This is a genomic window from Agromyces indicus (assembly GCF_031432295.1).
GTDB lineage: Bacteria > Actinomycetota > Actinomycetes > Actinomycetales > Microbacteriaceae > Agromyces > Agromyces indicus.
Window position 1 is genome coordinate 1 of the sequence record NZ_JAVKGS010000005.1, and the last position, 24927, is coordinate 24927.

26 protein-coding genes are annotated in these 24927 nt (G+C 71.7%); 6 read left to right on the forward strand and 20 right to left on the reverse strand.

Annotated elements, in window-relative coordinates:
* Positions 1 to 125: 125 nt before the first annotated feature.
* From RH861_RS15095 to recO, 3 genes are all read right to left on the reverse strand, one after another.
* Entirely contained in the window at positions 126 to 581 is a 456-nt protein-coding gene (locus RH861_RS15095) for a hypothetical protein (RefSeq protein ID WP_310521691.1), read from the reverse strand.
* Positions 582 to 811: 230 nt separating this feature from the next.
* Positions 812 to 1627 (reverse strand): isoprenyl transferase, encoded by an 816-nt coding sequence (locus RH861_RS15100; protein ID WP_310521692.1) that lies wholly within the window; start codon positions 1625 to 1627, stop codon positions 812 to 814.
* Complete coding sequence (gene recO / locus RH861_RS15105) at positions 1624 to 2361, reverse strand: DNA repair protein RecO (protein WP_248598885.1); 738 nt, start codon at positions 2359 to 2361, stop codon at positions 1624 to 1626. Before recO ends, RH861_RS15100 begins: the two co-directional genes overlap by 4 nt.
* A 91-nt stretch (positions 2362 to 2452) precedes the next feature.
* Between recO and RH861_RS15110 the strand changes: the two genes are divergently transcribed.
* Both RH861_RS15110 and RH861_RS15115 read left to right on the forward strand, forming a co-directional pair.
* A complete protein-coding gene (locus RH861_RS15110; RefSeq protein WP_310521693.1) occupies positions 2453 to 3244 on the forward strand; it encodes an SDR family oxidoreductase in 792 nt (263 codons plus the stop codon).
* Positions 3241 to 3900 (forward strand): trimeric intracellular cation channel family protein, encoded by a 660-nt coding sequence (locus tag RH861_RS15115; protein WP_067945436.1) that lies wholly within the window; start codon positions 3241 to 3243, stop codon positions 3898 to 3900. The genes RH861_RS15110 and RH861_RS15115 overlap by 4 nt, the downstream gene beginning before the upstream one ends.
* A 63-nt stretch (positions 3901 to 3963) precedes the next feature.
* Here the strand turns inward: RH861_RS15115 and leuA are convergent, their stop codons facing one another.
* From leuA to hrcA, 14 genes are all read right to left on the reverse strand, one after another.
* The gene (gene leuA / locus RH861_RS15120; protein ID WP_310521694.1) at positions 3964 to 5739 is read right to left on the reverse strand and encodes a 2-isopropylmalate synthase; all 1776 of its coding nucleotides are present in this window, start codon (positions 5737 to 5739) and stop codon (positions 3964 to 3966) included.
* A 229-nt stretch (positions 5740 to 5968) separates the two neighbouring features.
* Positions 5969 to 7369, reverse strand: a complete 1401-nt coding sequence (locus RH861_RS15125; RefSeq protein ID WP_310521695.1) for an ABC transporter permease — start codon at positions 7367 to 7369, stop codon at positions 5969 to 5971.
* The gene (locus RH861_RS15130) at positions 7366 to 8127 is read right to left on the reverse strand and encodes an ABC transporter ATP-binding protein (RefSeq protein ID WP_067945430.1); all 762 of its coding nucleotides are present in this window, start codon (positions 8125 to 8127) and stop codon (positions 7366 to 7368) included. Before RH861_RS15130 ends, RH861_RS15125 begins: the two co-directional genes overlap by 4 nt.
* A 91-nt stretch (positions 8128 to 8218) precedes the next feature.
* Complete coding sequence (locus RH861_RS15135; protein WP_310521696.1) at positions 8219 to 8887, reverse strand: response regulator; 669 nt, start codon at positions 8885 to 8887, stop codon at positions 8219 to 8221.
* The gene (locus RH861_RS15140) at positions 8884 to 10083 is read right to left on the reverse strand and encodes a sensor histidine kinase (RefSeq protein ID WP_310521697.1); all 1200 of its coding nucleotides are present in this window, start codon (positions 10081 to 10083) and stop codon (positions 8884 to 8886) included. Before RH861_RS15140 ends, RH861_RS15135 begins: the two co-directional genes overlap by 4 nt.
* A 133-nt stretch (positions 10084 to 10216) precedes the next feature.
* On the reverse strand, positions 10217 to 10807 hold the full coding sequence (locus RH861_RS15145) for a hypothetical protein (RefSeq protein ID WP_310521698.1): 591 nt from the start codon (positions 10805 to 10807) through the stop codon (positions 10217 to 10219).
* A 101-nt stretch (positions 10808 to 10908) separates the two neighbouring features.
* A complete protein-coding gene (gene era / locus RH861_RS15150) occupies positions 10909 to 11802 on the reverse strand; it encodes a GTPase Era (protein WP_310521699.1) in 894 nt (297 codons plus the stop codon).
* Positions 11799 to 13115: a hemolysin family protein gene (locus RH861_RS15155; protein ID WP_310521791.1), complete on the reverse strand. Its 1317-nt coding sequence runs from the start codon at positions 13113 to 13115 to the stop codon at positions 11799 to 11801. The genes era and RH861_RS15155 overlap by 4 nt, the downstream gene beginning before the upstream one ends.
* A gap of 5 nt (positions 13116 to 13120) precedes the next feature.
* Positions 13121 to 13582 carry an rRNA maturation RNase YbeY gene (gene ybeY / locus RH861_RS15160; protein ID WP_067945418.1) on the reverse strand — a complete coding sequence of 154 codons (462 nt, stop codon included), beginning with the start codon at positions 13580 to 13582 and terminating at the stop codon, positions 13121 to 13123.
* Positions 13579 to 14703 carry a PhoH family protein gene (locus RH861_RS15165; protein WP_374760991.1) on the reverse strand — a complete coding sequence of 375 codons (1125 nt, stop codon included), beginning with the start codon at positions 14701 to 14703 and terminating at the stop codon, positions 13579 to 13581. Before RH861_RS15165 ends, ybeY begins: the two co-directional genes overlap by 4 nt.
* Complete coding sequence (locus tag RH861_RS15170; protein WP_310521700.1) at positions 14690 to 15049, reverse strand: HIT domain-containing protein; 360 nt, start codon at positions 15047 to 15049, stop codon at positions 14690 to 14692. The genes RH861_RS15165 and RH861_RS15170 overlap by 14 nt, the downstream gene beginning before the upstream one ends.
* Before the next feature lie 24 nt (positions 15050 to 15073).
* Positions 15074 to 15808, reverse strand: a complete 735-nt coding sequence (locus tag RH861_RS15175) for a 16S rRNA (uracil(1498)-N(3))-methyltransferase (protein ID WP_310521701.1) — start codon at positions 15806 to 15808, stop codon at positions 15074 to 15076.
* A 19-nt stretch (positions 15809 to 15827) separates the two neighbouring features.
* On the reverse strand, positions 15828 to 16928 hold the full coding sequence (dnaJ, locus tag RH861_RS15180; protein WP_310521702.1) for a molecular chaperone DnaJ: 1101 nt from the start codon (positions 16926 to 16928) through the stop codon (positions 15828 to 15830).
* 57 nt (positions 16929 to 16985) lie between these two features.
* Positions 16986 to 18005: a heat-inducible transcriptional repressor HrcA gene (hrcA, locus tag RH861_RS15185; RefSeq protein WP_310521703.1), complete on the reverse strand. Its 1020-nt coding sequence runs from the start codon at positions 18003 to 18005 to the stop codon at positions 16986 to 16988.
* 203 nt (positions 18006 to 18208) lie between these two features.
* On the opposite strand from hrcA, the gene RH861_RS15190 reads away from it, so the two are divergent.
* Both RH861_RS15190 and RH861_RS15195 read left to right on the forward strand, forming a co-directional pair.
* Positions 18209 to 18598 carry a DUF4870 domain-containing protein gene (locus RH861_RS15190; protein WP_310521704.1) on the forward strand — a complete coding sequence of 130 codons (390 nt, stop codon included), beginning with the start codon at positions 18209 to 18211 and terminating at the stop codon, positions 18596 to 18598.
* 280 nt (positions 18599 to 18878) lie between these two features.
* Positions 18879 to 19202 carry a DUF4870 domain-containing protein gene (locus tag RH861_RS15195; protein WP_067945406.1) on the forward strand — a complete coding sequence of 108 codons (324 nt, stop codon included), beginning with the start codon at positions 18879 to 18881 and terminating at the stop codon, positions 19200 to 19202.
* A 21-nt stretch (positions 19203 to 19223) separates the two neighbouring features.
* Here the strand turns inward: RH861_RS15195 and hemW are convergent, their stop codons facing one another.
* The 3 genes from hemW to lepA are packed head-to-tail and all read right to left on the reverse strand — an operon-like array spanning position 19224 to position 22995.
* Entirely contained in the window at positions 19224 to 20459 is a 1236-nt protein-coding gene (gene hemW, locus RH861_RS15200) for a radical SAM family heme chaperone HemW (protein ID WP_310521705.1), read from the reverse strand.
* Between the two features lies 1 nt (position 20460).
* Positions 20461 to 21108 (reverse strand): DUF1990 domain-containing protein, encoded by a 648-nt coding sequence (locus RH861_RS15205; RefSeq protein ID WP_310521706.1) that lies wholly within the window; start codon positions 21106 to 21108, stop codon positions 20461 to 20463.
* A gap of 30 nt (positions 21109 to 21138) precedes the next feature.
* Positions 21139 to 22995, reverse strand: coding sequence for a translation elongation factor 4 (lepA, locus tag RH861_RS15210; RefSeq protein WP_067945400.1), 1857 nt, complete (start codon positions 22993 to 22995; stop codon positions 21139 to 21141).
* Positions 22996 to 23074: 79 nt separating this feature from the next.
* Between lepA and RH861_RS15215 the strand changes: the two genes are divergently transcribed.
* Both RH861_RS15215 and RH861_RS15220 read left to right on the forward strand, forming a co-directional pair.
* A complete protein-coding gene (locus tag RH861_RS15215) occupies positions 23075 to 24301 on the forward strand; it encodes a sensor histidine kinase (RefSeq protein WP_310521707.1) in 1227 nt (408 codons plus the stop codon).
* Positions 24298 to 24924, forward strand: a complete 627-nt coding sequence (locus RH861_RS15220) for a response regulator (protein ID WP_248598900.1) — start codon at positions 24298 to 24300, stop codon at positions 24922 to 24924. The genes RH861_RS15215 and RH861_RS15220 overlap by 4 nt, the downstream gene beginning before the upstream one ends.
* Positions 24925 to 24927: the final 3 nt, after the last annotated feature.

Consider the following 24927-nt stretch of genomic DNA (forward strand, 5'->3'; position numbering starts at 1 on the left):
AATGGGCGAGCTCGACGCGGGCGGCGCGCAGAGCCGTTCACCCGCAAAACGCGGTTCTTAGGTCGAGACCTCCGTACTCGGACGATCCATCAACGCGATTTGTGAACGCGAACGCCCCGCGCCTTCTACTGCTCGCGAACGAACGAAGTGGCATCTTCCTCAGGCCCGTATTGGAGACACGGCTCGCCCCGACACGTCGCGTAATCCAAGTCGATCCAAGCTTGCTCACCAGACGCCTCCGTCACCAGAACACCGACGGCGGTTGGCGCGGCCGGGTCAATGGTCCAATCGCCCGAGGCATCGACAGTCGATCGGGAAGCGCCGTGGCCGCTATGGAATGAGAACTCACTGACCGCTGCCCTGCCACCGGACTCGAGCACGATCCTCGCGCCACTGTCAGACGCGCGCCATTCACCGATCAATTCGGCCGGGTCAGCGACTCGCGGCACGCTGCTCGGGGGGAATACGACCACGAGCAGCGAGATGGCGGTGCCCATGATCGCCACAGCAAACCCGCCCACGAAGACCCACCGCCATCCTTGGATCGGTGGTTTCGACAGTGCTCCAGCTCCTCCGGTCACGAGTCGATCGTACGTTCGCAGCTCCTGCCTCGCGGGGCATGGCCCGTTGGTGCGAAGGTGCGTTGATCGCCCGAAAGCCGGTCCCTAGCGCGCGAGGAGCGACCCGCGGTGACAACGCGCTTCAGCGCGGAGCACCTCCGTTCGGAAGACCCGCCCGCAATTCTGCCCGCTGATCGCCCCGCAGTCGCGACACCGACGTCGCGACCGGCGAGGCCGACCGCCGCACGACCCTACGCGCCCACGTCCTCCGCCGGCCGGTCGACGGCCCCGCCGAAGCGGCGGTTCCGCGACGCGTACAGCTCGATCGCGTGCCACAGGTCGGTGCGCGAGAAGTCGGGCCAGAGCGTGTCGAGGAAGACCATCTCGGCGTAGGCCGACTGCCACAGCAGGAAGTTCGAGGTGCGCTGCTCCCCCGAGCTCCGCACGAACAGGTCGACGTCGGGCAGGTCGGGCACGTAGAGCCGCTTCTGGATGAGCTTCTCGGTGACCGCCGAGGGGCGCAGGCGACCGGATGCCACGTCGTCGGCGATCGAGCGGACGGCGTCGACGAGCTCGTTCCGCCCGCCGTAGTTCACGCACATGGTGAGCGTCATGGTGTCGTTGCCGGCCGTGAGCCGCTCGGCGTACTGCAGTTCGTCGATGACCGAGCGCCACAGCCGCGGGCGCCGGCCGGCCCAGCGGATCCGCACGCCCCACTCGTTGAGCTGGTCGCGCCGCCGGTGCAGCACGTCGCGGTTGTAGCCCATGAGGAAGCGCACCTCGTCGGGCGAACGCTTCCAGTTCTCGGTCGAGAACGCGTACACCGACAGGTGCTTCACCCCGGCCTGGATGGCGCCCGCGACCACGTCGAGCAGCGCCGCCTCGCCGGCCTTGTGACCCTCGATGCGGGTGAGGCCCTGGCGGTTCGCCCAGCGGCCGTTGCCGTCCATGACGATCGCCACGTGCTCGGGCACGGAACCCTTCGGGAACGCGGGCGGGTGGACCCCGGTCCAGTCGAGCGGGCGGTAGGGCACCGCGTCCTTGTGGGTGTAGGGCTTCGGGGTCACTGGGGGGTCGCTCCTCGGGAGACGTGGGAGAGCGAGCGCAGGCCGCGCTCGAGATGCCATTGGGTGTACGCCGCGACGATGCCGCTCGCCTGGGCGCGATCTCGTTCGGGTGCGGCATCCGCCATCGCCCAGTCGCCCGCGAGGAGCGCACCGAGCAGGTCGACGGTCGCGGGCGCGATGCGGGGCGCGCCGGGCGGTGCGCACTCGTCGCACACGACCCCGCCGAGCTGCACGACGACCGAGGTGTGCGGGCCCGGCCGCCCGCAGCGGGCGCAGTCGACGAAGCTCGGCGCCCAGCCGGCGATCGCGAGCGCGCGCAGCAGGTACGAGTCGAGGGTGAGCGCCGGCCCGTGTTCGCGCCGCGAGAGCGAACGCAGCGCGCCGACGAGCAGCAGGTACTGCTGCGTCGAACCCTCGGCCTCGGTGACGCGGTCGGCGGTCTCGACCATCGCGTTCGCGGCTGTGTAGGCCTCGTAGTCGTCGACGATCTCGGCGCCGTACGAGCCGATCGTCTCGGCCTGGGTGATCACGTCGAGCGTGCGGCCCTCGTACAACTGCAGGTCGGCCACCATGAACGGCTCGAGCCGCGACCCGAACTTCGACGCGGTGCGCCGCACCCCGCGGGCGACGGCGCGCACCTTGCCGTGCCGCCGTGTGAGCAGCGTGACGATACGGTCGGCTTCGCCCAGCTTGTGGGTGCGCAGCACGACGGCGTCATCTCGGTACACGGGCACCCGTCGATTCTCCCACCGACCGCCGAGGTCGGCGCCGTGTCGTCGCCGCAACCCGGCGCATCGGGCCGCGCCGGACGGCAGAATGGGTCGGGTGACCTCGACGTCCGCTCCCATCCTCGTCACCGGCGGGACCGGCACGCTCGGTCGCGCCGTCGTCCCGCAGCTCACCGCCCGCGGATTCGACGTGCGAGTGCTCAGCCGCAGCGGCGCGCCCGGCACGGCGCGCGGCGACCTCGAGACGGGCGAGGGCGTCGAAGCGGCACTCGAGGGGGTCGGCGCCGTGCTCCACCTGGCGACGAACCTGCGCGACGACACCGAGCTCACGCGCAACCTCGTGCGCCTCGCCGAGCGCTCCGGCCGACCGCGGATGATCTACCAGTCGATCGTCGGCATCGACCGCATCCCGCTCGGCTACTACGGCGGCAAGCGCGCCTCGGAGCGCCTCGTGGCGGAATCGCGGCTGCGCTGGTCGATCCTCCGGGCGACGCAGTTCCACGACCTCGTCGCGTCGCTCTTCGCGGTGCAGCGCTTCTCTCCTGTCGTGTTCGCGCCGTCGTTCTCGTTCCAGCCGATCGACGCGGGCGACGTCGCCCGGCGCCTGGTCGAGGTGGTCGAAACGGATGCCGCGGGGCTCGTGCCCGACATCGGCGGCCCCGAGGTGCGCACCGCGCGCGACCTCGCCCGGGCCTACCTCGCGGCGCGCGGCTCCCGGCGCCCGACGGTGCCGTTCCGCCTTCCCGGCACGCGCTTCTCGGCGTTCGCATCGGGCGCCAACCTGGTCCCGGGCGAGCCGTACGGGCGGATCACGTTCGAGCAGTACCTCGCGGCGGTCGCCGACGGCGCATCCGACACCGCGCACGGGCGCGACGGTGCCGCATCGTGAACGTGGCCGCGTTCGAGATCCCGCTCTGGACGGACCTCGCCGCCGTCGGCGTGGGCGCCCTGCAGGGCGCGATGTTCGCCGGGCGCCTGAAGGACCGCCGGCTCGACCTGCTCGGGGTCGCCCTCATCGGCATCCTGGTCGGGCTCGGCGGCGGTCTCCTCCGCGACGTCCTGCTGAACCAGCTCCCAGCGGCCATGCAGAGCAACTGGTACCTCGTCGTCGCCACGCTCGCCGCGCTGCTCGGGATGGCGCTGCTCCGCCTGTTCACCCGACTGAACCCGCTCATCATCGCACTCGACGCGGTGACCATCGGCCTGTTCGCCGCGATCGGCACGAGCAAGGCGCTCGCCTCCGGCGTGCCCGAGGTGCCCGCGGTCTTCGTGGGCGTGGTCTCCGCGGTCGGCGGGTCGATTCTCCGCGACGTGTCGCTCAACCTGCCGATCGCGCTCATGCACGTCGGGTCGCTCTACGCGGTCGCTGCCGGGGCCGGGACGGTGCTCATCGTCGTGCTCGTCGCCCTCGGCGCGAACATCACGGTCGCCGCGATCGCGTGCGTCATCGTCACGACCGTCATCCGCCTCGGGTCGGTGCGATTCGGCTGGAGCCTTCCCGAGCAGCGCGCGATCGCGAGCTGGCGGGTGTGGCGCCGCCGCTGAGCCCCCGGCACCCGAGTGCGGGCGGGGCGACGGATGCCGCGCCCGCCCGCTCCACCCGGTGGCTCAGGCGAGGGCCGGCGCCTCGGCCTCCTCGCGCACGCGCGCGGCGCGCAGTGCCCGGTTGACCGCGGAGACGACGGCCTTGAGCGACGCCGTAGAGATGTCCGCGTCGATGCCCACGCCCCAAAGGGTGCGGCCGGCGACCTGGCACTCGACGTAGGCCGCGGCGATCGCGTCGCCGCCCGACGACATCGCGTGCTCGCTGTAGTCGAGCACGCGGACGTCGACGCCCTCTGCCGCGAGCACCGACAGGAACGCGGCGACCGGACCGTTGCCCGACCCGTCGGCGTCGACGCGCTCGTCGCCGTCGCGCAGGCCGACGCGCACCCGCACGTCGCCCGTGAGGTCGCTCTCGGTGCGCAGCGACAGCAGCTCGAACCGGCCCCACTTCTCGTCGGGTCGGTCCTGCGGCGCCGGCAGGTACTCGTCATTGAAGATGCGCCAGATCTCGTCGCTCGTGACCTCGCCGCCCTCGGCATCCGTCTTCGCCTGCACGACGCCCGAGAACTCGATCTGGAGGCGCCGCGGCAGGTCGAGCGCGTGGTCGCTCTTCAGCAGGTAGGCGACACCGCCCTTGCCGGACTGCGAGTTGACGCGGATCACGGCCTCGTAGTTGCGGCCGATGTCCTTCGGGTCGACCGGCAGGTACGGAACCGCCCAGGCCAGGTCGTCGACCGTGCCGCCGCGCTCGGCGGCGCGCGCCTCCATCGCCTCGAAGCCCTTCTTGATCGCGTCCTGATGCGATCCCGAGAAGGCCGTGTAGACGAGGTCGCCCGCCCACGGGCTGCGCTCGTGCACGGGCAGCTGGTTGCAGTACTCGGCGGTGCGCTTGATCTCATCCATGTCGGAGAAGTCGATCTGCGGGTCGATGCCCTGCGTGAACAGGTTCATGCCCAGCGCGACGAGGTCGACGTTGCCGGTGCGCTCGCCATTGCCGAACAGGCAGCCCTCGATGCGGTCCGCGCCGGCCAGGTAGCCGAGCTCGGCCGCGGCGATCGCCGTACCGCGGTCGTTGTGCGGGTGCAGCGAGAGGATGACGTGCTCGCGGTGCGCCAGGTGCCGCGACATCCACTCGATCGAGTCGGCGTACACGTTGGGCGTGGCCATCTCGACGGTGGCAGGCAGGTTGATGATGGCGTTCCGCTCGGCCGTGGGCTCCAGCACCTCGAGCACGGCGTTGCAGACCTCGACGGCGAACTCGAGCTCGGTGCCCGTGTAGCTCTCGGGCGAGTACTCGTAGTACACGGTCGTACCGGGTACGGTCGCCTCCATCTCGCGGCACTTCCGGGCACCGTGCAGGGCGATGTCGATGATGCCCTGCTTGTCGGTGCGGAAGACCACCTCGCGCTGCAGCACGCTCGTCGAGTTGTAGAGGTGCACGATCGCCTGCTTCGCGCCGCGGATCGACTCGTACGTGCGCTCGATCAGGTGGTCGCGCGCCTGGGTCAGCACCTGGATGGTCACGTCCTCCGGGATCGCGTCCTCCTCGATGAGGCTGCGCACGAAGTCGAAGTCGGTCTGGCTCGCCGAGGGGAAGCCCACCTCGATCTCCTTGTAGCCCATGCGGACGAGGAGGTCGAACATGATGCGCTTGCGCTCGGGGCTCATCGGGTCGATGAGGGCCTGGTTGCCGTCGCGCAGGTCGACGGCGCACCAGCGCGGCGCTTTCTCGATCCGCTTGGACGGCCACGTGCGATCCGGCAGGTCGACGCGGATCTGCTCGTGGAAGGGGCGGTACCGATGGACCGGCATCGCGGAGGGCTTCTGGGTGTTCTTCATGAGGTGCTCTTCTCGCTCTTCGGGGGTTTCAGCCGACGACAGACTCCGCAGCGAGGGAGGCCTGTGAACTAGGACTCGCTGCGGCAGCTAAGGAGAAGCAGGCTGTGAAGCACGCGACAAGGCTAACACCAGCGCGCCCGGGGCCGCAGCCCCGTGACGGGCCGCGGCACGCGGACGCGCGGCAGGGGTCGGATGCCGCCCCCCAGGACCCGGCATCCGACCCCGTCGCTCACCCGACCGCGAGCGCCTCCACCGGGGAGACGCGAGCCGCGCGTCGCGCGGGCGCGACCGACGCGATGATCGTGAGCACGACCGCCGCGACGACCACCAGCCCGAGCACGGGCCAGGGCATGACCGGTGCGATGAGCAGCGGCTGCCCCGTCGCCCCGCCGAGCAGCGACTGGGCGCCGGCCCAGCCGTACGCCACCCCCAGCGCGACGCCGACCACCGTCGCGGCGGCCGTGAGCGCCGCCGCCTCCGCGACGACCATGGCCCGCAGCTGCCGGCGCTCGAAGCCGAGCGCGCGCAGCAGGCCCAGTTCGCGGCCGCGCTGCAGGACGCTCAGCGACAGCGTGTTCACCAGGCCGATCGCGGCGATGAGCGCGCTGAAGCCGATGAGTACGCTGAAGACCGCGACCGTGGCATCCACCATCGCCTGGATGCCCGCGACCAGTTCGGGCCGGTCCGCGACCGACTCGATCATCAGGACGCGGTACGACTCCATCGCGACGGCGAACATCGTCACGAGCGTGACGCCGATGACGAGGCCGATCGTCATGCGCGAACTCCGCTCGGGGTTGCGGACCGCGTTCTCGGCGGCGAGCCGCGCCGACGGCGACCGACCGAGCAGCCGGCCCACCGCGCGCAGCACGGGCGGCATGACGACGTGCGCGCCGAGCACGATCCCGGTGAACGAGAGGATGCCGCCGATGAGCCCGATGAACACCCCGAGCGGGGTGACGAGGCCGGCGAGGACGCCGAGCGCGAGCAGGGCGACCCCCGCGACGGTGAGGGTGATCGCGGTCGCGTTCCGGCCGCGGCGCGTGCGGAGCTCGTCGTGCGAGGACTCGTTCGCCCCGCCGAGCGCCTCCGCGGGACGCACCGACAGCACGCGCCGCGACCCGACCCAGGCCGCGAGCCACGTCGTGAGCGCGACCACCGCGGCGGGCGGCGCGACCCAGACGTTGACCCAGTCGTACGGGGTCTCGGGGATCACGTCCGCGACGACCGCCCAGCGGCCGAGGCCCCACGCGGCGAACGACCCCACGAGCACGCCCGCGACCGCTCCCGCGGTGCCGACCACGAGCCCCTCGCGGGCGATCGCGGCGCGCTGCGACCGGGCCGAGGCCCCCACGAGCCGCAGCAGGGCGATGAGGCGGGTGCGCCCCGCCACCACGGTCGCCACCGTGTTCGACGTCACGATGGCGCCCACGTACACGGCGATGACGATGAACACCCAGGCCGTGATCGCGAGCATGAGCATGGCGGTACCGGATGACGCGGCCGTGTCGTCCGCGCGGATCGAGGCGCCGAGCAGCCCGGTGACCTGCAGCAGCATCGCCCCGAACGCCGACGCGAGCGTCGCGACGGTGAACGTGGGCCACTGGTCGGCGAGGTTCAGGCGGTTCACGCGGCCGCCTCCATGGCGAGCATGTACGTCGCGATCTCCTCGGGAGTCGAACGGGTCGCATCGCGCACGATGCGGCCGTCGGCGAGGTAGAGGATGCGGTCGGCGTGGCTGGCGGCCACCGGGTCGTGCGTGACCATCGCGATCGACTGGCCCGAGTCCCGGCTCGCCTCGGCGAGGATGGCGAGCACCTCGCGGCCGGTGCGCGAGTCGAGGTTGCCGGTCGGCTCGTCGGCGAACACGAGGTCGGGGCGCGTCGCGAGGGCCCGCGCGATCGCGACGCGCTGCTGCTGCCCGCCCGAGAGCTCATGCGGCCGGTGGCGGAGCCGGGAGGCGAGCCCGAGCCGGTCGAGGAGCCCGTCGATCACGGCGCGCTCGTCACGTGACGGCGTCCGTCCGTCCAGTTCGAAGGGCAGCAGCACGTTGCCCTCCACGTCGAGCGTCGGCACCAGGTTGAAGGACTGGAACACGAAGCCCACGCGGCGACGGCGGAGGACCGTGAGCGCGGCATCCGGAAGCTCGGTGATGTCGGTGTCGCCGAGCCAGGCGCGACCCGACGTCGGCGAGTCGAGGCCGGCCATGATGTGCATCAGGGTGGACTTGCCGGAGCCCGAAGGGCCCATGACGGCGGTGAACTCGCCGCGGCGGAGGCCGAGCGACACGTCGTCGAGCGCGGTGACGGCGCCCGAACCGGAGCCGTATCGCTTGCCGAGTCCGGCGACGCGGGCGACGAGTCCGAGGTCTGAGGGTTGGATCTGCATGCCTCCGACGCTATGGACGGGACCGGGACGCACGCGTCCGCCGATCGGCTCGCCCGCGTCATCCGCTCGGGTGACCTTCGGGGCCGGGACGTCAGTCGACCGGCAGGTCGTGCTCGTACGCGAAGACGACGAGCTGCACGCGGTCGCGGAGGCCGAGCTTGCCGAGGACGCGGCTGAGGTGCGTCTTCACCGTCGCCTCGCCGAGATACTCGGATGCCGCGATCTCAGCGTTCGAGAGCCCCTTGGCCGCGAGGCGGAAGATGTCGCGCTCGCGCGCCGTCAGCTCCGACCACGCCGCCGGTGCGGGCCGTCGCCCGCTCCCGCGCGACGCGCTCGCGATGAGCTCCCGGGTTGCGTTCGCGGCGATCACCGCGTTGCCGCGGTGCACCGTGCGGATCGACGCGAGCAGGAACTCCGGCTCGGCGTCCTTCAGCACGAATCCGCTCGCCCCGGCACGAATGGCGCGCGCCGCGTTCTCGTCGAGGTCGAACGTCGTGAGCACGAGGATGCGAGGCGGAACGCGGCCGTCGCGCTCGGCCTCGGCGAGGATGCGCTCGGTGGCCGCGATCCCGTCGAGCTGCGGCATCCGCACGTCCATGAGCATGACGTCGGGGCGGCTGCGCTCCGCGAGGGCGATCGCCGCCCGGCCGTCGGCGGCGTCGCCCGCGAAGACCAGGTCGGGCTGCGACTCGACGAGCATGCGGATTCCGGCGCGGAACAGCGCCTGGTCGTCGACGAGGGCGACGCGGATGGCGCTCACGACGCGGCCTGCGCGGGGATGCGGGCGGTGATGCGGAACCGACCGTCCTCGAGGGACTCGGCGGCGAACGTGCCACCCGCGAGCTCCGCCCGCTCGCGCATGCCCGGGATGCCGTGCCTCGGGCCCGGACCGGTCTCGTCACCGGTCCCGGGGTGCGCGGCATCCGTCACCGCGTTCTCGACCTGCACGGCCACGCCCTCCGGGCTCCAGTCGAGGGCGAGGTCGACCGGCCGCGCGGTGTCGCCGTGCCGGAGCGCGTTCGTGAGCCCCTCCTGCACGATGCGGTACACCGCGATCTGGTGCCCCGCGCCGAGCGGCACGCGCTCGCCGCGTTCGGTGCGACGCACGTCGAGCCCCGCCCCGCGCACCTGCTCGAGGAGGTCGTCGAGGTCGTCCAGCGCCGGCTGCGGCGACTCGCCCTCGCGATGCCGCAGCTCGCCGAGCAGCAGCCGCACATCACCCAGCGCGCCCCGCGCGACCCCCGAGATCGTCTCCAGCGCATCCACCGCGGCCTCGGGGCGGGTGCGGGCCGCGAACCGCGCGCCGTCGGCCTGCGCGATCACCACCGCGAGCGAATGCGCCACGACGTCGTGCATGTCGCGCGCGATGCGCGTGCGCTCCTGCTCGACCACGTAGCGGTACTCCGCGTGCTCCCGCTCGCGCCGGTCGAGCTCTGCCCGGCGGCGCTGCTCGCGGGAATCGCGGACCGTGCGCGCGAGGAGGCCGATCGTCCACGCCAGGACCAGCCCCGTGATCGCGGCACCGAAGAGCAGCGCGGACCACGTGATGCGGCCGATCGCATCGGTGGTCGGCGCGATGCCCACCCCGTTGACCAGCGGCATCACCACCGAGAGGTACGCCGACGCGATGACCGCGCCCGCCCCGGCTGACCCGAGACCCCACCAGCGCACCGCCTTCGAGCCGTGCGCCGCGGTCGAGTAGACCACGACGAACACCGCGGCATCCGCCGGCTGCAGCTCGCGTAGCATGAGCATCTGCGCGCACGCCGCGACCCACGCCACCACGAGCGATGCACCCGGCGCCGCCCGCCGGATCGCGAGCGCCGCCGAGAACAGGACGACGACCACCACGTCGGGCCACCCGCCCACGAACGCGTAGAGCACGCACACCGCGAAGAACAGGGCGGCGAGGATGCCGTCGACGATGAGCGTGGCGCGGTTCGTCGAGTTGCTCACCGATCCACGGTACGCCCTGCCCGGGCGCCGCCCGGCGCGCGTGCCGCGGAATCATCCCTTCGGCGGACCCCTGCCCCGACAATGGAGACGGAGGCACGATGACCCGGTGGCAGGGCCGCCCCGCCGGTCCGCGTCAGGACTGGAACGCCGGCACGAACTCGAGGATGCCCGGGTAGCTGACGTAGTACAGGATGCCGTCCCGCCAGACGAACCCGCGAGTCGGGTAGCTCTCATCCGGGGAATCGGGACCGTCGACGAAGCCGTCGATCCCGAACGAGTCGTCCTGACGGTAGCCGGCCGCCTCGAGGTCGGCGCGGGTGGCGTCCCAGGTGGCCTCGTCCATGGCGAGCTGCCCGACGACGACGAACACGTCGCCGCCGCCGGCCCACTGGCAGACCACGCCGTCGGCAACGAACTCGGCCAGCAACGGGTAGTCCCAGCTCTGGTACTGGTACTCGAACGGCTTCAGGTCGTCCTCGGCGAGGTCCGCGTTCCCGGCCTCGTCGAGCACCGTGCCGCAATCGGCGAGCCGGGTCGAGGGCTCGGCGCTCGGCTCCGGCGTCGGAGTCGGAGTCGGAGTCCCAGTCGGAGTCGCCTCCGTCTTCGTCGGCGCGGCGGCCGACTCCGTGGCGACGGGCTCGGATGGGCCGGTGCAGCCGGTCAGGGCGAGAAGCAGGACGGCGGTGCCGATGCCGGTGGAGACCGACCGGTGTAGGGAAGCCATGGGGCGAGCCTAGTGAGCGCGCACCCCCCGGGGAGTCAGGGACGCCCCGGATGCGCGGAAGCGCATCGGCGGTCGTCGCCGACGCGTCGGGACGGGCCCGGTCAGAACCCGAGCCGGCCGAGCTGCTTGGGGTCGCGCTGCCAGTCCTTGGCGACCTTCACGTGCAGCGCCAGGTACACCTTGCGTCCGAGCAACGCCTCGATCTGCGCGCGAGCGCGTTCGCCGACCTCGCGGAGGCGGGAACCGCCCTTGCCGATGATGATGCCCTTCTGGCTGTCGCGCTCGACGTAGAGGTTCGCGTAGATCTCGAGGAGATCCTTGTCGCCGCGTTCGACCATGTCGTCGACCACCACGGCGATCGAGTGCGGCAGCTCGTCGGACACGCCCTCGAGCGCGGCCTCGCGGACGAACTCGGCGATCCGCTCGCCGGTCTCCTCATCGGTGGTCGTCTCCGCCGGGTAGAGCGGATGCTCCGACTCGGGCATGAGCTGCAGCAACTCGTCGACCAGGACGTCGAGCTGCTCGCCCTTCGGCGCCGAGACCGGGATGATCGCGTCCCACTCGCGAAGCTTCGACACCGCGAGCAGCTGCTCGGCGACCTTGGCCTTGCCCGCGGCATCCGTCTTGGTGACGATCGCGACCTTCTTCGCGCGAGGGTATTGGTCGAGCTGTTCGTTGATGTACCGGTCGCCGGGCCCGATCGCCTCGTTCGCCGGTACGCAGAACCCGATGACGTCGACGTCGCCGAGGGTCGTCTGCACGAGCGAGTTGAGGCGCTCGCCGAGCAGCGTGCGCGGGCGGTGCAGGCCCGGCGTGTCGACGACGATGAGCTGGCCGTGGTCGCGGTGCACGATGCCGCGGATGGCGCGACGCGTGGTCTGCGGCTTGGAGCTCGTGATGGCGACCTTCTCGCCGACGAGCGCGTTGGTGAGCGTCGACTTGCCGACGTTGGGCCGCCCCACGAACGACACGAATCCGGCGCGGTAGTCGGTCATGGGCGGTCTCCCTCGGTCGGTGCGACGTCGTCGCCGAAGGCGGCGCGGACGTCGATCAGTGCCTGGTCGGCCTCGACCAGGATCGTGGCGATGCGCTTCCGGCGCCCCTCGGTGCGCTCGGCCTCGAGCACGAGGCCGCTCACCGAGGCGCGGTCGCCGGGCTGCGGCAACCGGCCGAGCTCCTTCGCCAGGAGCCCGCCGGCCGTGTCGACGTCCTCGTCCTCGAGGTCGAGCCCGAACAGGTCGCCCAGCTCGTCGACCGGCAGGCGCGCGGTGACCCGGAACCGGCCGTCCATGAGCTCCTCGACCTGCGCGCTGTCGCGGTCGTACTCGTCGGAGATCTCGCCCACGAGCTCCTCGATGAGGTCCTCCATGGTGACGAGCCCGGCGATCCCGCCGTACTCGTCGACCACGATCGCCAAGTGGTTGGACTCGAGCTGCATCTGCCGGAGGAGGGCGTCGGCGCGCATCGAGTCGGGGACGAAGTTCGCCGGCCGGGTCAGGTCGTCGACGGTCAACGTCTCGTCGTCGATCGGGCGTTCGAACCCGAGCCGGGCGAGGTCGCGCAGGTACAGCACGCCCACCACGTCGTCGGCCTCGCGGTCGACGACGGGGATGCGCGAGTAGCCGGCCTTCAGGAACAGGGCCATGGCCTGGGGCAGGTGCGCCGAGCGGTCGATGGTCACCATGTCGGTGCGCGGAACCATCACCTCGCGCACGAGCGAGTCGCCGAACGCGAAGATCGAGTGGATGAGCTCGCGATCGCCCTGCTCGAGCACCTCGAGCTCCGTCGCCTCGTCGACCATGCTGAGCAGCTGCTCCTCGCTCGCGACGCCCGCGAACCGCACCCGGCCGGGGGTGACCCGGTTGCCGAGCGCGACGAGCGCGTCGGCCAGCGGACCGAGCAGCACCCGGACGAACCGGATGAGCGGCGCCGACAGGCGCAGCACGGCGGACGCGTGCGCCCGCCCGACGCTCCGCGGGCTGGCGCCGACGAGCACGAACGACACGGCGGTCATGATGAGCGCCGAGACCAGCAGGACGAGCCAGACGTCGTCGAGGAACGACGCGAAGGCGAGCGTCACGAGCACCGCCGCCGTCGTCTCGGCGAGGATGCGCATGAAGTTCACGGCGTTGACGTGCGCGCCGGCGTCGTCCGCGATCGCCCGGAGGGACCGCTCGGCGCGCGCGCCCACCGACATCTCCACGAGGTCGGCTCGCGAGCTCACGCTGATCGCCGAATCGACCGCGGCCATGAGTCCGCCGAAGGCGACGAGCACGAGCGCCGCGGCGAGGAAGAGCCAGGGCAGCATCATGGTCAGCGGCGGCGCTCCTGCATGGCGAAGCCGACGAGCAGGTCGCGCTGCAGCCCGAACATCTCCCGCTCCTCGGCAGGTTCGGCGTGGTCGAAGCCGAGCAGGTGGAGGATGCCGTGCGCGGTGAGCAACTGCAGCTCGTCGAGGAGCGAATGCCCCGCGGCGCGGGCCTGGGCCTCGGCCACCTGCGGGCAGAGCACCACGTCGCCGAGCAGTCCGGGAGGCGCCGGCTGGTCCTCGGTGCCGGGTCGCAGCTCGTCCATGGGGAAGCTCAGGACGTCGGTCGGCCCCGGCTCGTCCATCCACTGCACGTGCAGCTGCTCCATCGCGCCCTCGTCGACGAGGACGATCGCGAGCTCGGCGTCGGGGTGGACGTGCAGGGCATCGAGCGCATACACCGCGAGGCGCTGCAGCGCCGCCTCGTCGACCTCGACGGCCGACTCGTTGTTGACCTCGATGCTCACGTGCTCCTCTTCCTCGGCAGGTGGTCGCGCGGACCGGCGGCACCGCGGCGCTCCGCACCGCGACGCTCGGCCCGGTTGGCGAACTCGCGCGCCTGCTCGCGCTCGAACCGCTGCGCCTGCGCGCGCTGGTCGAACTCGGTGTAGGCGTCGATGATGCGGCCGACCAGCGTGTGGCGGACGACGTCGTCGCTCGTCAGCCGCGCGAAGTGGATGTCGTCGACGCCGTCGAGGATGCGGGTGACCAGCCGGAGACCGGACGAACCGCCCGGCAGGTCGACCTGCGTGATGTCGCCGGTGACGACCATCCGCGAGCCGAACCCGAGTCGGGTGAGGAACATCTTCATCTGCTCGGGCGTCGTGTTCTGCGCCTCGTCGAGGACGACGAACGAGTCGTTCAGCGTGCGGCCGCGCATGTACGCGAGCGGTGCGACCTCGACGGTGCCCGAGGCGAGCAGCTTCGGCACCATCTCGGGATCCATCATCTCGTTCAGCGCGTCGTACAGCGGCCGGAGGTAGGGATCGATCTTGTCGGTCAGCGTGCCCGGCAGGAAGCCGAGCCGCTCCCCCGCCTCCACCGCAGGACGCGTCAGGATGATGCGGTTCACCTCCTTGCGCTGGAGGGCCTGCACGGCCTTCGCCATCGCGAGGTAGGTCTTGCCGGTACCGGCGGGTCCGATGCCGAAGACGATCGTGTTCTCGTCGATCGCATCGACGTACGCGCGCTGGCCCTCGGTCTTCGGTCGGATCGAGCGGCCGCGAGCCGACACGATCACCTGGCCGAGTGCCTCGGATGGCCGGGAGTTCGGGTCGGCGTCGAGCATTCGGGCGGAGCTCCTCACTTCGATGGGCGTCGGGTCCTCGCCGCCACGGACGAGTTCGAGGAGTTCCTCGATGAGGCGGCGCACGCGCCGCCGCTGGTCGTCGTCGCCGCGGATGGCGATCTCGTTGCCCCGGACGTGGACGTCGACGCCGGGGTACTCGCGTTCGATGGTCGTGAGCAGCCGGTCCTGCGGTCCGAGCAGGCGCACCATCGCGATGCCGTCGACGTGGATGCGGTCCTCGTCGGATGCCGCCGCCGGGGCGGCGGGCCGGATCTCGCCCTGGTCGTCAGCGCCCGCCAAGCGATCCCTCCTCGAGCCCGCCGCCGAGGACGTGGGCGTGGACGTGGAACACCGTCTGGCCCGCAGCCGGGCCGGTGTTGAAGACCAGTCGGAACTGGCCGTCGGCCAGCTCTTCGGCGATGCCGCGAGCCACCGAGACGAGCTCGGCGAGCAGTTCGGGGTCGGCGGCCGCGAGTTCGACGACGTCGCGGTACTCCGCCGTGCGCGGCGTCACGACGACGTGCACCGGCGCCTGCGGCGAGATGTCGTGGAACGCGATGATGCGCTCGGTGTCGGCGACCATGCGCGCCGGGATCTCGCCGGCGGCGATGCGCTCGAACACCGTGGGCTCAGCCGTTCCGCTCATCCCCCCATCGTAGCGACGGATGGCTCACCACCGCCCGAGCGCGACCGACAGCACCGCGATCGCCGCGGGGCCGGCCGTCGAGGTGCGCAGGACCGAGTCGCCGAGCCGCACCGGTTCCGCGCCGGCGTCGACGAGCCGCGCGATCTCGGCGGGGTCCATGCCGCCCTCGGGTCCGACCACGAGGGCCAGGTCGCGACCGTCGTGACGGATGCCGGACAGCGGGGTCTCAGCGCCCGGCACGAGCAGCAGCATCCGCTCGCCCTGCAGCCGAGCCGGGAGCTCGCGCGTGGCGGCGACCGGCTCCACCACGGGGATGCGCGAGCGGATCGACTGCTTCACCGCCTCACGCACGATCGCGGCCCAGCGTGCGCGGCCCTTCTCGGCCTTCGGCCCCTCCCAGCGCGACACCGACCTCGTCGCCGCCCACGGCACGACCCGGTCGACGCCGAGCTCGGTGGCCGCCTGCACGGCGAGCTCGTCGCGGTCGCCCTTCGCGAGCGCCTGCACGAGCGTCAGCCGCGGCGACGGCTCGGGGTCCTCGCGCACCTCGTCGACGGCGAGCTCGAGCCGGCGCGACTCCGTCGCGGCGACCTCGCCCGCCACGATGCGTCCTCGACCGTCGCCGATCGAGACGCGCTCGCCCACCCGGACCCGCGCCACCGTCACCGCGTGGCGCGCCTCGTCGCCGTCGAGCACGACCGACGCACCCGGCGCGACCCCGGCCAGGTCGAGCGTCTCGTCGAGGTAGAGGCTGCTCATCGCGGCATCCGCCCCGCCGTCAGCCGAGGAACCGGTCGCGCAGCCGCGCGAACAGCCCCTGCTGGAAGTGACCGAGCTGCGGCGGCTGCGCCTTGCGGTGCTTGGCCAGCTGCTGCACGAGCTCGCGCTCCTTGTGGCTCAGCTTCGTCGGCGTCACGACGTGGACGGCGACCTTGAGGTCGCCGCGGCCGCCGCCGCGCAGGTGCGTGATGCCGCGGTCGCGCACCGTCAGGATCTCGCCCGACTGCACGCCCGCCTTCAGTTCGAGGTCGACGTCGCCGTCGAGCGCCTCCACCTTCGCGGTCGTTCCGAGGATGGCATCGGTCATCTGCACCTCGAGCGTGCACAGCAGGTCGTCGCCGTTGCGGCTGAACACCTCGTGGTTGCGCACCTTGATCTCGAGGTAGAGGTCGCCGTTCGGCCCGCCGGCAGGACCCGCCTCGCCCGAGCCGGGCATCTGCAGGCGCACACCCGTGTCGACACCGGCCGGCACGTCGACGGGAACGGTGCGGCGTGCCCGGACGCGGCCCTGACCCTGGCAGGTCGGGCACGGCGTGGCGATGATCGTGCCGTAGCCGCGGCACGAACCGCACGGGCTCGAGGTCATCACGTTGCCGAGGAGCGAACGCACCGCGCGCTGGATGTGCCCGGTGCCGCCGCAGATGTCGCACGTGACCGGCGCCGTGCCGGGCTGGCAGCACGAGCCGTGGCACGTCTCGCAGGTGACCGCGGTGTCGACGTCGATCTCGCGGTGGGTGCCGAAGATCACGTCGTCGAGGCCCACCTCGAGCCGGATGAGCGCATCCTGGCCGCGCTCGCGGCGCGAACGCGGGCCGCGCGTGGACTGCCCCGCGCCGAAGAACGTCTCGAAGATGTCGCCGAACCCGCCGAAGCCGGCACCGTTGAAGCCGCCCTGGCCGCCGCCCAGGTCGTACTGCTGCCGCTGCTTCGGGTCGGAGAGCACGTCGTAGGCGTGCGTGACCTGCTTGAAGCGCTCGGATGCCTCGGTGCCCGGGTTGACGTCGGGGTGCAGCTCGCGGGCGAGCCGCCGGTAGGCCTTCTTGATCTCGTCGGGGGTGGCGTCGCGCGAGACGCCGAGGACCTCGTAATGGTCGGCCACGGAGGGCGTGTCCTTTCGGTTGCCGGTGACGGATGCCGCGCGGTGGCGGTCCGGGGATCAGCTCTCGCCGAGGGTCCGGGAGAGGTAGCGAGCCACGGCGCGCACGGCGGCCATGCTCTGGGAGTAGTCCATGCGGGTGGGACCCACCACGCCGAGCCGCGACACGTCGCGCCCCGGCACGGCGAACGAGCTCGTGACCACCGAGGTCTCGCCGAGGCCGTACGGGGCGTTCTCGCGGCCGATGCGCACGGCGATGCCGTCGTCGGAGTGCATCTCGCCGAACAGCCGCAGGATCACGACCTGCTCCTCGATCGCCTCGATGACACCGAGGATGTTGCCGGCGAAGTCCTGTTCGGTGCGCACGAGGTTCGCCGCGCCGGCGACGACCAGTCGGTCGCTCCGGGTCACGTTCGCCTGGTCGGCGAGCGTCGCGGCGAGCGTGCGGAGCACCTCGGCGTGGGCACGGTCGGCCTGCGCGGTCTCGGCCGAGAGCGCGGTCGCCGCCTCGGTCATGGTGAGCCCGGCGGCGACCTCGTTGAGCCGGTCGCGCAGTCGGTGCATCGTCTCCTCGTCGACCGGGTGGTCGAGCTCGGCCAGCCGCTGCTCGACCTGGCCGGAATCGGAGATGAGGATGCACAGCACCCGCGTCGGCGCCAGCGAGACGAGTTCGACGTGACGCACGCGCGCCCGTGCGAAGCTCGGGTACTGCACCACGGCGAGCTGCCGCGTGAGCTGCGCGACGAGCCGGACCGTACGGGAGAGCAGCTCGTCGAGGTCGTTCGACTCGCCGAGGAACGTCTCGATCGCCTGCCGTTGCGCGGTCGAGAGCGGGCGGATGTCGGCGAGCTGGTCGACGAACACCCGGTAGCCCTTGTCGGTCGGGATGCGACCGGACGACGTGTGCGGTGCCGCGATCAGCTCCTCCTCCTCGAGGAGCGCCATGTCGTTGCGGATGGTCGCGGCCGAGACGCCGAAGTGATGGCGCTCGACGATCGTCTTCGAGCCGACCGGCTCGCGCGAGGCCACGTAGTCCTGGACGATGGCACGGAGGACGGCGAGACTGCGCTCGGAGACCATGGACCCTCGCTTCCCTCGACCGGTCGGGCGGATCGTGCGCTTAGCACTCGGTTCAGCTGACTGCTAATCATATCGCGTCATCCGGGGATGGCGCCGTTGCCGGTCCGCGTGCTGCCGCAGTAGCGTGTGCATCGCCGTCACCGGCGCGCGCCCGCTCGGCGCGGCCGGCGGGCATCCCCCGTCAAACCCGAAAGGCACCCCGCATGACCGATCCCAACACCCCGCAGCCGGCCGCCGCCGCGCCGCTCTCGCACGAGCAGGACGTCAAGTGGGCGTCGTTCGCCCACCTCGGCGGCATCCTCGGCATCCTGCCGTCGCTCATCATCTGGCTCGTCTTCAAGGACCGCGGCTCGTTCACGAACACCGAGGCGAAGGAGGCGCTGAACTTCCAGATCACGCTCACCATCGCCACGGTCGCCCTGTGGATCGCCGTGACGGTGCTCACGATCGTCACCTTCGGCATCGGGGCCGTCCTCGGCTTCCTCACCTACGTGCCGTGGATCCTCGGCGTCGTCTTCTCGATCATCGCCTTCCTGCAGGTGAAGGACGGTCGGCACTACCGCTACCCGTTCGCCCTGCGCCTCATCAAGTAGCCGCACAGCTCCTCACGACGCGCCGGTTCGAGACCTCTCGACCGGCGCGTCGCCGTGTGCCAGCATGAAGAAACGCCTCGCGACACGGCGTGCGACCGACCAAGGAGCCAGCATCATGTCCGACGCACCACCTCCCACCCCACCCACTCCGCCCAGCACTCCGCCGCCCGGCGGCAGCACGCCCCCGCCTCCTCCCGGAGGCAGCACGCCTCCCCCGCCGCCCGGCGGCCCGACCCCGCCGCCCGCGGGCGGCCCCGGCTACGGCGCCGCAGCGCAGGAGATGAGCCCGCCCGACCAGCGGCTCTGGGCCACGCTGATCCACATCGGCGGCATCCTGTTCGGGTTCCTGCCGCCGCTCATCGGCTACCTGGTGCTGAAGGACCGCGGCGCGTTCATCCGCGCGCACTCGGCCACCGCGCTGAACTTCCAGATCACGCTGCTCATCGCGTACGTCGTCGGCTGGGTCCTCGCGTTCGTGCTGATCGGCTTCCTGATCCTGTTCGCCGCGTGGGTCGCCGCGATCGTGTTCGGCATCATCGCCGCGATGAAGGCGAACCAGGGTCAGCCCTACGTCTACCCGATCGCGATCAAGTTCGTGAGCTGATCTCGGTACGCGCCTTCGGCGCTACTCGATCACCGAGTACAGCAGGCGCCGCACGACGGCGTCCGCCAGCAGACGCCCTCGCCGGGTGAGCGTGAGCCGCCCGGCGAGGGCGTTCTTCGCGTCCACGAGTCCGTCGGCGATGAGCGCGGCGACCTCGCGGCGACCGCCGGCACCCAGCGAGGCGAGCTCGAGCCCGTCGCGGATCCGGGTGCCGAGCAGCACGCGCTCGGTCTCGCGCGCCGCCGCGTCGAGCGTCTCGCGCCCGCCTGCCGGCGACACGCCCGCCGCCAGGCGCTCGGCGTACGCCGCCGGGTGCTTCGCATTCCACCACCGGACGCCGCCGACGTGGCTGTGGGCGCCGGGGCCGACGCCCCACCAGTCGTCGCCGCGCCAGTACCCGAGGTTGTGGCGGGAGCGGTGCGTGGCATCCGTCGACCAGTTCGACACCTCGTACCACTCGTACCCGGCCGCGGCGAACCGCTCGTCGGCCAGCTCGTACATGTCGGCCGTGAGGTCGTCGTCGATCGCCGGCAGTTCGCCGCGACGCAGCTGGCGGGCGAGCTTCGTGCCCTCCTCGACGATGAGCGCGTAGGCGCTGACGTGGTCGGGTCGTTCGGCGAGCACCGACTCGACGCTGGTGCGCCAGTCGTCGAGCGACTCCCCCGGCGTGCCGTAGATGAGGTCGAGGCTCACGTCGAGCCCGGCGTCGCGCGCCCAGCCGACGACGAGCGGTACGCGGGCGGGGTCGTGCGTGCGGTCGAGCGCGGCGAGCACGTGCGGCACGGCGGACTGCATGCCGAACGAGACGCGGGTGAACCCGCCCTCGGCGAGGCGCTGCAGGTCCTCCGGTTCCACCGAGTCCGGATTGGCCTCGGTGGTCACCTCGGCGCCGCTCGCGAGGCCGAACTCGTCGCGGATGCCGCGCAACATGCGCACCAGATCGGTCGCAGGCAGCATCGTGGGCGTGCCGCCGCCGAAGAACACCGTCTGGGCGGGTCGGTCCGGTGCACCGGATGCCGCGAGCACGCGACCCGCGAGCCGGATCTCGTCGACGGCCTGGTCGGCGTACTGCGCCTGGCTGACGCCGCGCAGCTCCCCCGCCGTGTACGTGTTGAAGTCGCAGTAGCCGCAGCGCACCCGGCAGAACGGCACGTGGACGTACACGCCGAAGGCGCGCGTCGCGGCATCCGTCACCGCCGTCGCGGGCAGCAGGCCGTCAGCGGGAGCGGGATCGGCGATCGGGAGCGGACCGGCCACGTCAGGTGTACGCGGGGTGCAGCGCGCGGAGCTCGGCGCGGGTGAGCTCACGCCGGCGACGACGCACGAGGGGGGCGAGCAGGCGGTGGATGCCGCCCCTGGGCTCGAGCGCCGAGCGGATGGTGAGCCACACGCTGTCGTCGTCGCGGTGCTCGAGGACGAACGCCTCCTCGCCGTGCTCGGGCGACTCTCCGGTGGTGCCGTAGGCGAAGCCGATGCGGCCCGGCTCGTCGACCACGTAGACCACGAGCACCGGCACCACGCGGGTGCGGAACCGTTCGCGGCGACGGAGCACCGCGGTCATGCCCGCCGACACGAACGGCGTGCCGTCGGCGGCGAAGCGCTGCTCGGCCCGCGCGGTCGGCTGCTCCGTCAGGGGCGAGCCGTCGGCGTCGTACGCGATGCCCGTGTACTGCGCGCCCGTGCCCGGGGCGACCTCGGCCACCTCGAACCCGGCGCCCTTCTGGACGCCCCAGGTCATGAGCTCCTCGGCGGCGCGGTCGAAGCGCTCGCGGCCGGAACCGAGCTTCACCGAGTCCTCGGCCGGGCGGAACCCGGCGGGCGGGTACCGCAGCAGGTCGGGATCGAGCGTGGCGCCGATCGCGCCGTAGGTCACCGACTGGTCGGTGAACGTGCTGCGTCGAGTCATCCGTCGATTCTACGAAACGGCGCCTGAGCGCTACTTCTTCGCGTCCTTCTTCTCGGTCTCGCCCGAGAGCGCGGCGATGAACGCCTCTTGGGGAACCTCGACGCGGCCGACCATCTTCATGCGCTTCTTGCCCTCCTTCTGCTTCTCGAGGAGCTTGCGCTTGCGGGTGATGTCACCGCCATAGCACTTGGCGAGCACGTCCTTGCGGATGGCGCGGATCGACTCGCGCGCGATGATGCGGGCGCCGATCGCCGCCTGGATCGGCACCTCGAACTGCTGCCGCGGGATCAGCTCGCGCAGGCGACCGGTCATGAGCACGCCGTACGCGTACGCCTTGTCGCGGTGCACGATCGCGCTGAACGCGTCGACCTGCTCGCCCTGGAGCAGGATGTCGACCTTCACGAGGTCGGCCGCCTGGTCGCCTGCCGGCTCGTAATCGAGCGACGCGTAGCCGGCGGTCTTCGACTTGAGGTTGTCGAAGAAGTCGAAGACGATCTCGCCGAGCGGCATGTTGTACCGGATCTCGACCCGGTCCTCGCCGAGGTATTCCATGCCGAGCAGCGTGCCGCGACGCGACTGGCAGAGCTCCATGATCGTGCCGACGTAGTCCTTCGGCGCGAGGATCGCGGCCTTCACGATGGGTTCGCGCACCTCGGCGATCTTGCCGCCGGTCGGGAACTCGCTCGGGTTGGTGACCGTGACGGTCTTCTTGTCCTCGGTCGTGACCTCGTAGACCACGGATGGCGCGGTCGCGATGATGTCGAGGTCGAACTCGCGACGCAGCCGCTCGGTGACGATCTCGAGGTGCAGCAGCCCGAGGAACCCGCAGCGGAAGCCGAAGCCGAGCGCCACCGACGTCTCGGGCTCGTAGACGAGCGCGGCATCCGAGAGCTTGAGCTTGTCGAGCGCTTCGCGGAGCTCGGGGTAGTCGCTGCCGTCGATCGGGTACAGGCCCGAGAAGACCATGGGCAGCGGCTCGGTGTAGCCGGCGAGCGGTTCGGCGGCCGGCTTCGACGCGGTCGTGACGGTGTCGCCGACCTTCGACTGCCGCACGTCCTTCACGCCCGTGATGAGGTAGCCCACCTCGCCGACGCCGAGGCCCTTGGTGGGCGTCGGCTCGGGCGCGCTCACGCCGATCTCGAGGATCTCGTGCGTCGCCCTGGTCGACATCATCTGGATGCGCTCGCGCGGGTTCAGCTTGCCGTCGACCATGCGGACGTAGGTGACGACGCCGCGGTAGCTGTCGTAGACGGAGTCGAAGATCATCGCCCGGGCCGGGGCATCCGCGTCGCCCACGGGGGCGGGGATGCGCTCGACGACGCGGTCGAGCAGGTCCTCGACGCCCATGCCGGTCTTGCCGGACACGCGGAGCACGTCGTCGGGCGAGCCGCCGATGAGGTCGGCGAGCTCGCGCGCGTACTTCTCGGGCTCGGCGGCCGGGAGGTCGATCTTGTTCAGGACCGGGATGATCTCGAGGTCGTTCTCGAGCGCGAGGTACAGGTTCGCGAGCGTCTGCGCCTCGATGCCCTGCGCCGCGTCGACGAGCAGGATCGCGCCCTCGCACGCCGCGAGCGAACGCGAGACCTCGTAGCTGAAGTCGACGTGCCCGGGCGTGTCGATCATGTTCAGCGCGTACGCGGTGCCCGACAGCTCCCACGGCATGCGCACGGCCTGGCTCTTGATGGTGATGCCGCGCTCGCGCTCGATGTCCATGCGGTCGAGGTACTGCGCACGCATGTCGCGGTCGGCGACCACGCCCGTGATCTGCAGCATGCGGTCGGCCAGCGTCGACTTGCCGTGGTCGATGTGCGCGATGATGCAGAAGTTGCGGATCAGCGCGGGATCGGTGGCGGCGGGCACCGGGGGGTCAGCGGCTCTCGGAGACATCCCGACGATTCTCCCATGCGGGCGATCCCACTTTCGACGGATGCCGCTCCGGGGCCCCGGGACTACGCTGAATCGCACCATGACCGTGCTCGATGCCCCACTCGTCGGACGGGTGCAGCCGTCGGCGCTCCGTCCCGTGTTCACGTCGCTCCGCGTGGGCCTGCACGTCCTCGTGGTCGGCCTCACGCTCTTCGTCGTCGCCCGCGCGGTGATCACCGGCGGCGAGCAGCGGGTGCCGATCGCCATCCTCTCGATCGCCTTCATCGGCACCTACGCCGTCGGCGTGGTCACCGCCCACCAGGTCGTCACGCCCTGGATGCGCGCGGCCTGGCTCGTCATGCTGCTGGGGCTGTGGCTCGGGCTGGGTGCGCTCACCCCGGATGCCGCGTTCTTGGCGTTCCCGCTCTTCTTCCTCGAACTCCACGTGCTGCCCGCGCGCTACGCCGTGCCGCTCGTCGCCGTGACGTTCCTGCTCAGCGTGTGGAGCACGACCTCCCACCTCGGATTCGAGGTCGGCAGCATCCTTGGGCCGTTCATCTCCGCGGGCGTCGCCGTGATCATCGGACTCGGGTACCGGGCCATGGCGGTGGAGTCGCGCGAGCGCCAGTCGCTCATCCTCGACCTGCTCGCCACGCGCGAGGAGCTCGCCGCGGCGAGCCGCGAGGCGGGCACGCTCGCCGAACGCGAGCGGATCGCGCGCGAGATCCACGACACGGTGGCCCAGGGCCTCTCCTCGATCCAGATGCTGCTGCACGCCGCCGAGCGCGACGTGCACGACAGCGCCGTGCGCGACAAGCTCCGGCTCGCCCGCGAGACCGCCGCCGACAACCTGCAGGAGACGCGGCGCTTCATCCGGGAGCTCACGCCGCCCGCCCTCGACGAGCAGACGCTGCCGGCAGCGCTCCGCCGGCTCGCCGAGGCCACCAACGAGCAGGCGGCCCAGTCGGGGTCGCGCACCCGGGTCTCGTTCTCGCTGAGCGGCCACCCGGTGGCCCTCCCCATGTCGATCGAGGCGACCCTGCTGCGCATCGCCCAGGGCTCGCTCTCCAACGTCGTCAAGCACGCGGATGCCGCCAGGGCCGAGCTCACGCTCAGCTACCTCGGCGACGAGGTCGCGCTCGACGTCGTCGACAACGGCATCGGCTTCGACCCGGCCGGACTGCAACCCGAGGGCTCCGCCGGCGCCTCGTTCGGGCTGCGCGCCATCCGGCAGCGGGCCGAGGCGCTCGGCGGCTCGGCCGACGTCGAGTCCTCCCCCGGCGGCGGCACGGCGCTGTCGGTGCGCATCCCGGCGGTGACGGCATGATCCGGCTCGTGCTGAGCGACGACCATCCCGTCGTCCGAGCGGGCATGCGCGCGCTGCTCGAGGCCGAACCCGACCTGCACGTGGTCGCCGAGGCGTCCACGGCCGAGGAGGCGGTCTCGCTCGCGACGACGCCGGGCGTCGACCTCGTGCTCATGGACCTGCAGTTCCCCGGGCGGCTGCAGGGCGTCGACGCCACCCGGCGGATCCGCGCCACTCCCGGCGCACCCCGCGTGCTCGTGCTCACGAACTACGACACCGACGCCGACATCCTCGGCGCGATCGAAGCCGGCGCGAGCGGCTACCTGCTGAAGGACGCCCCGCCCGGCGAGCTCGTCGCCGCCATCCGTGCCGCCGCCGCCGGCGAGTCGGCGCTCGCGCCGGCGGTGGCCTCGCGGCTCGACGCGTCGCAGCGCAGCGCCGACCAGCGGCTCACCGTACGGGAGGCGGAGGTGCTCGCGCTGGTCGCGGCGGGCAGCACGAACCGCGAGATCGGCCAGGCGCTCTTCCTCAGCGAGGCGACCGTGAAGTCGCACCTCGTGCACATCTTCACCAAGCTCGGCGTGGGTTCGCGCACCGCCGCCGTCGCGAAGGCGCGCGAACTCGGCGCGATCCGGGCGGGCTGACGG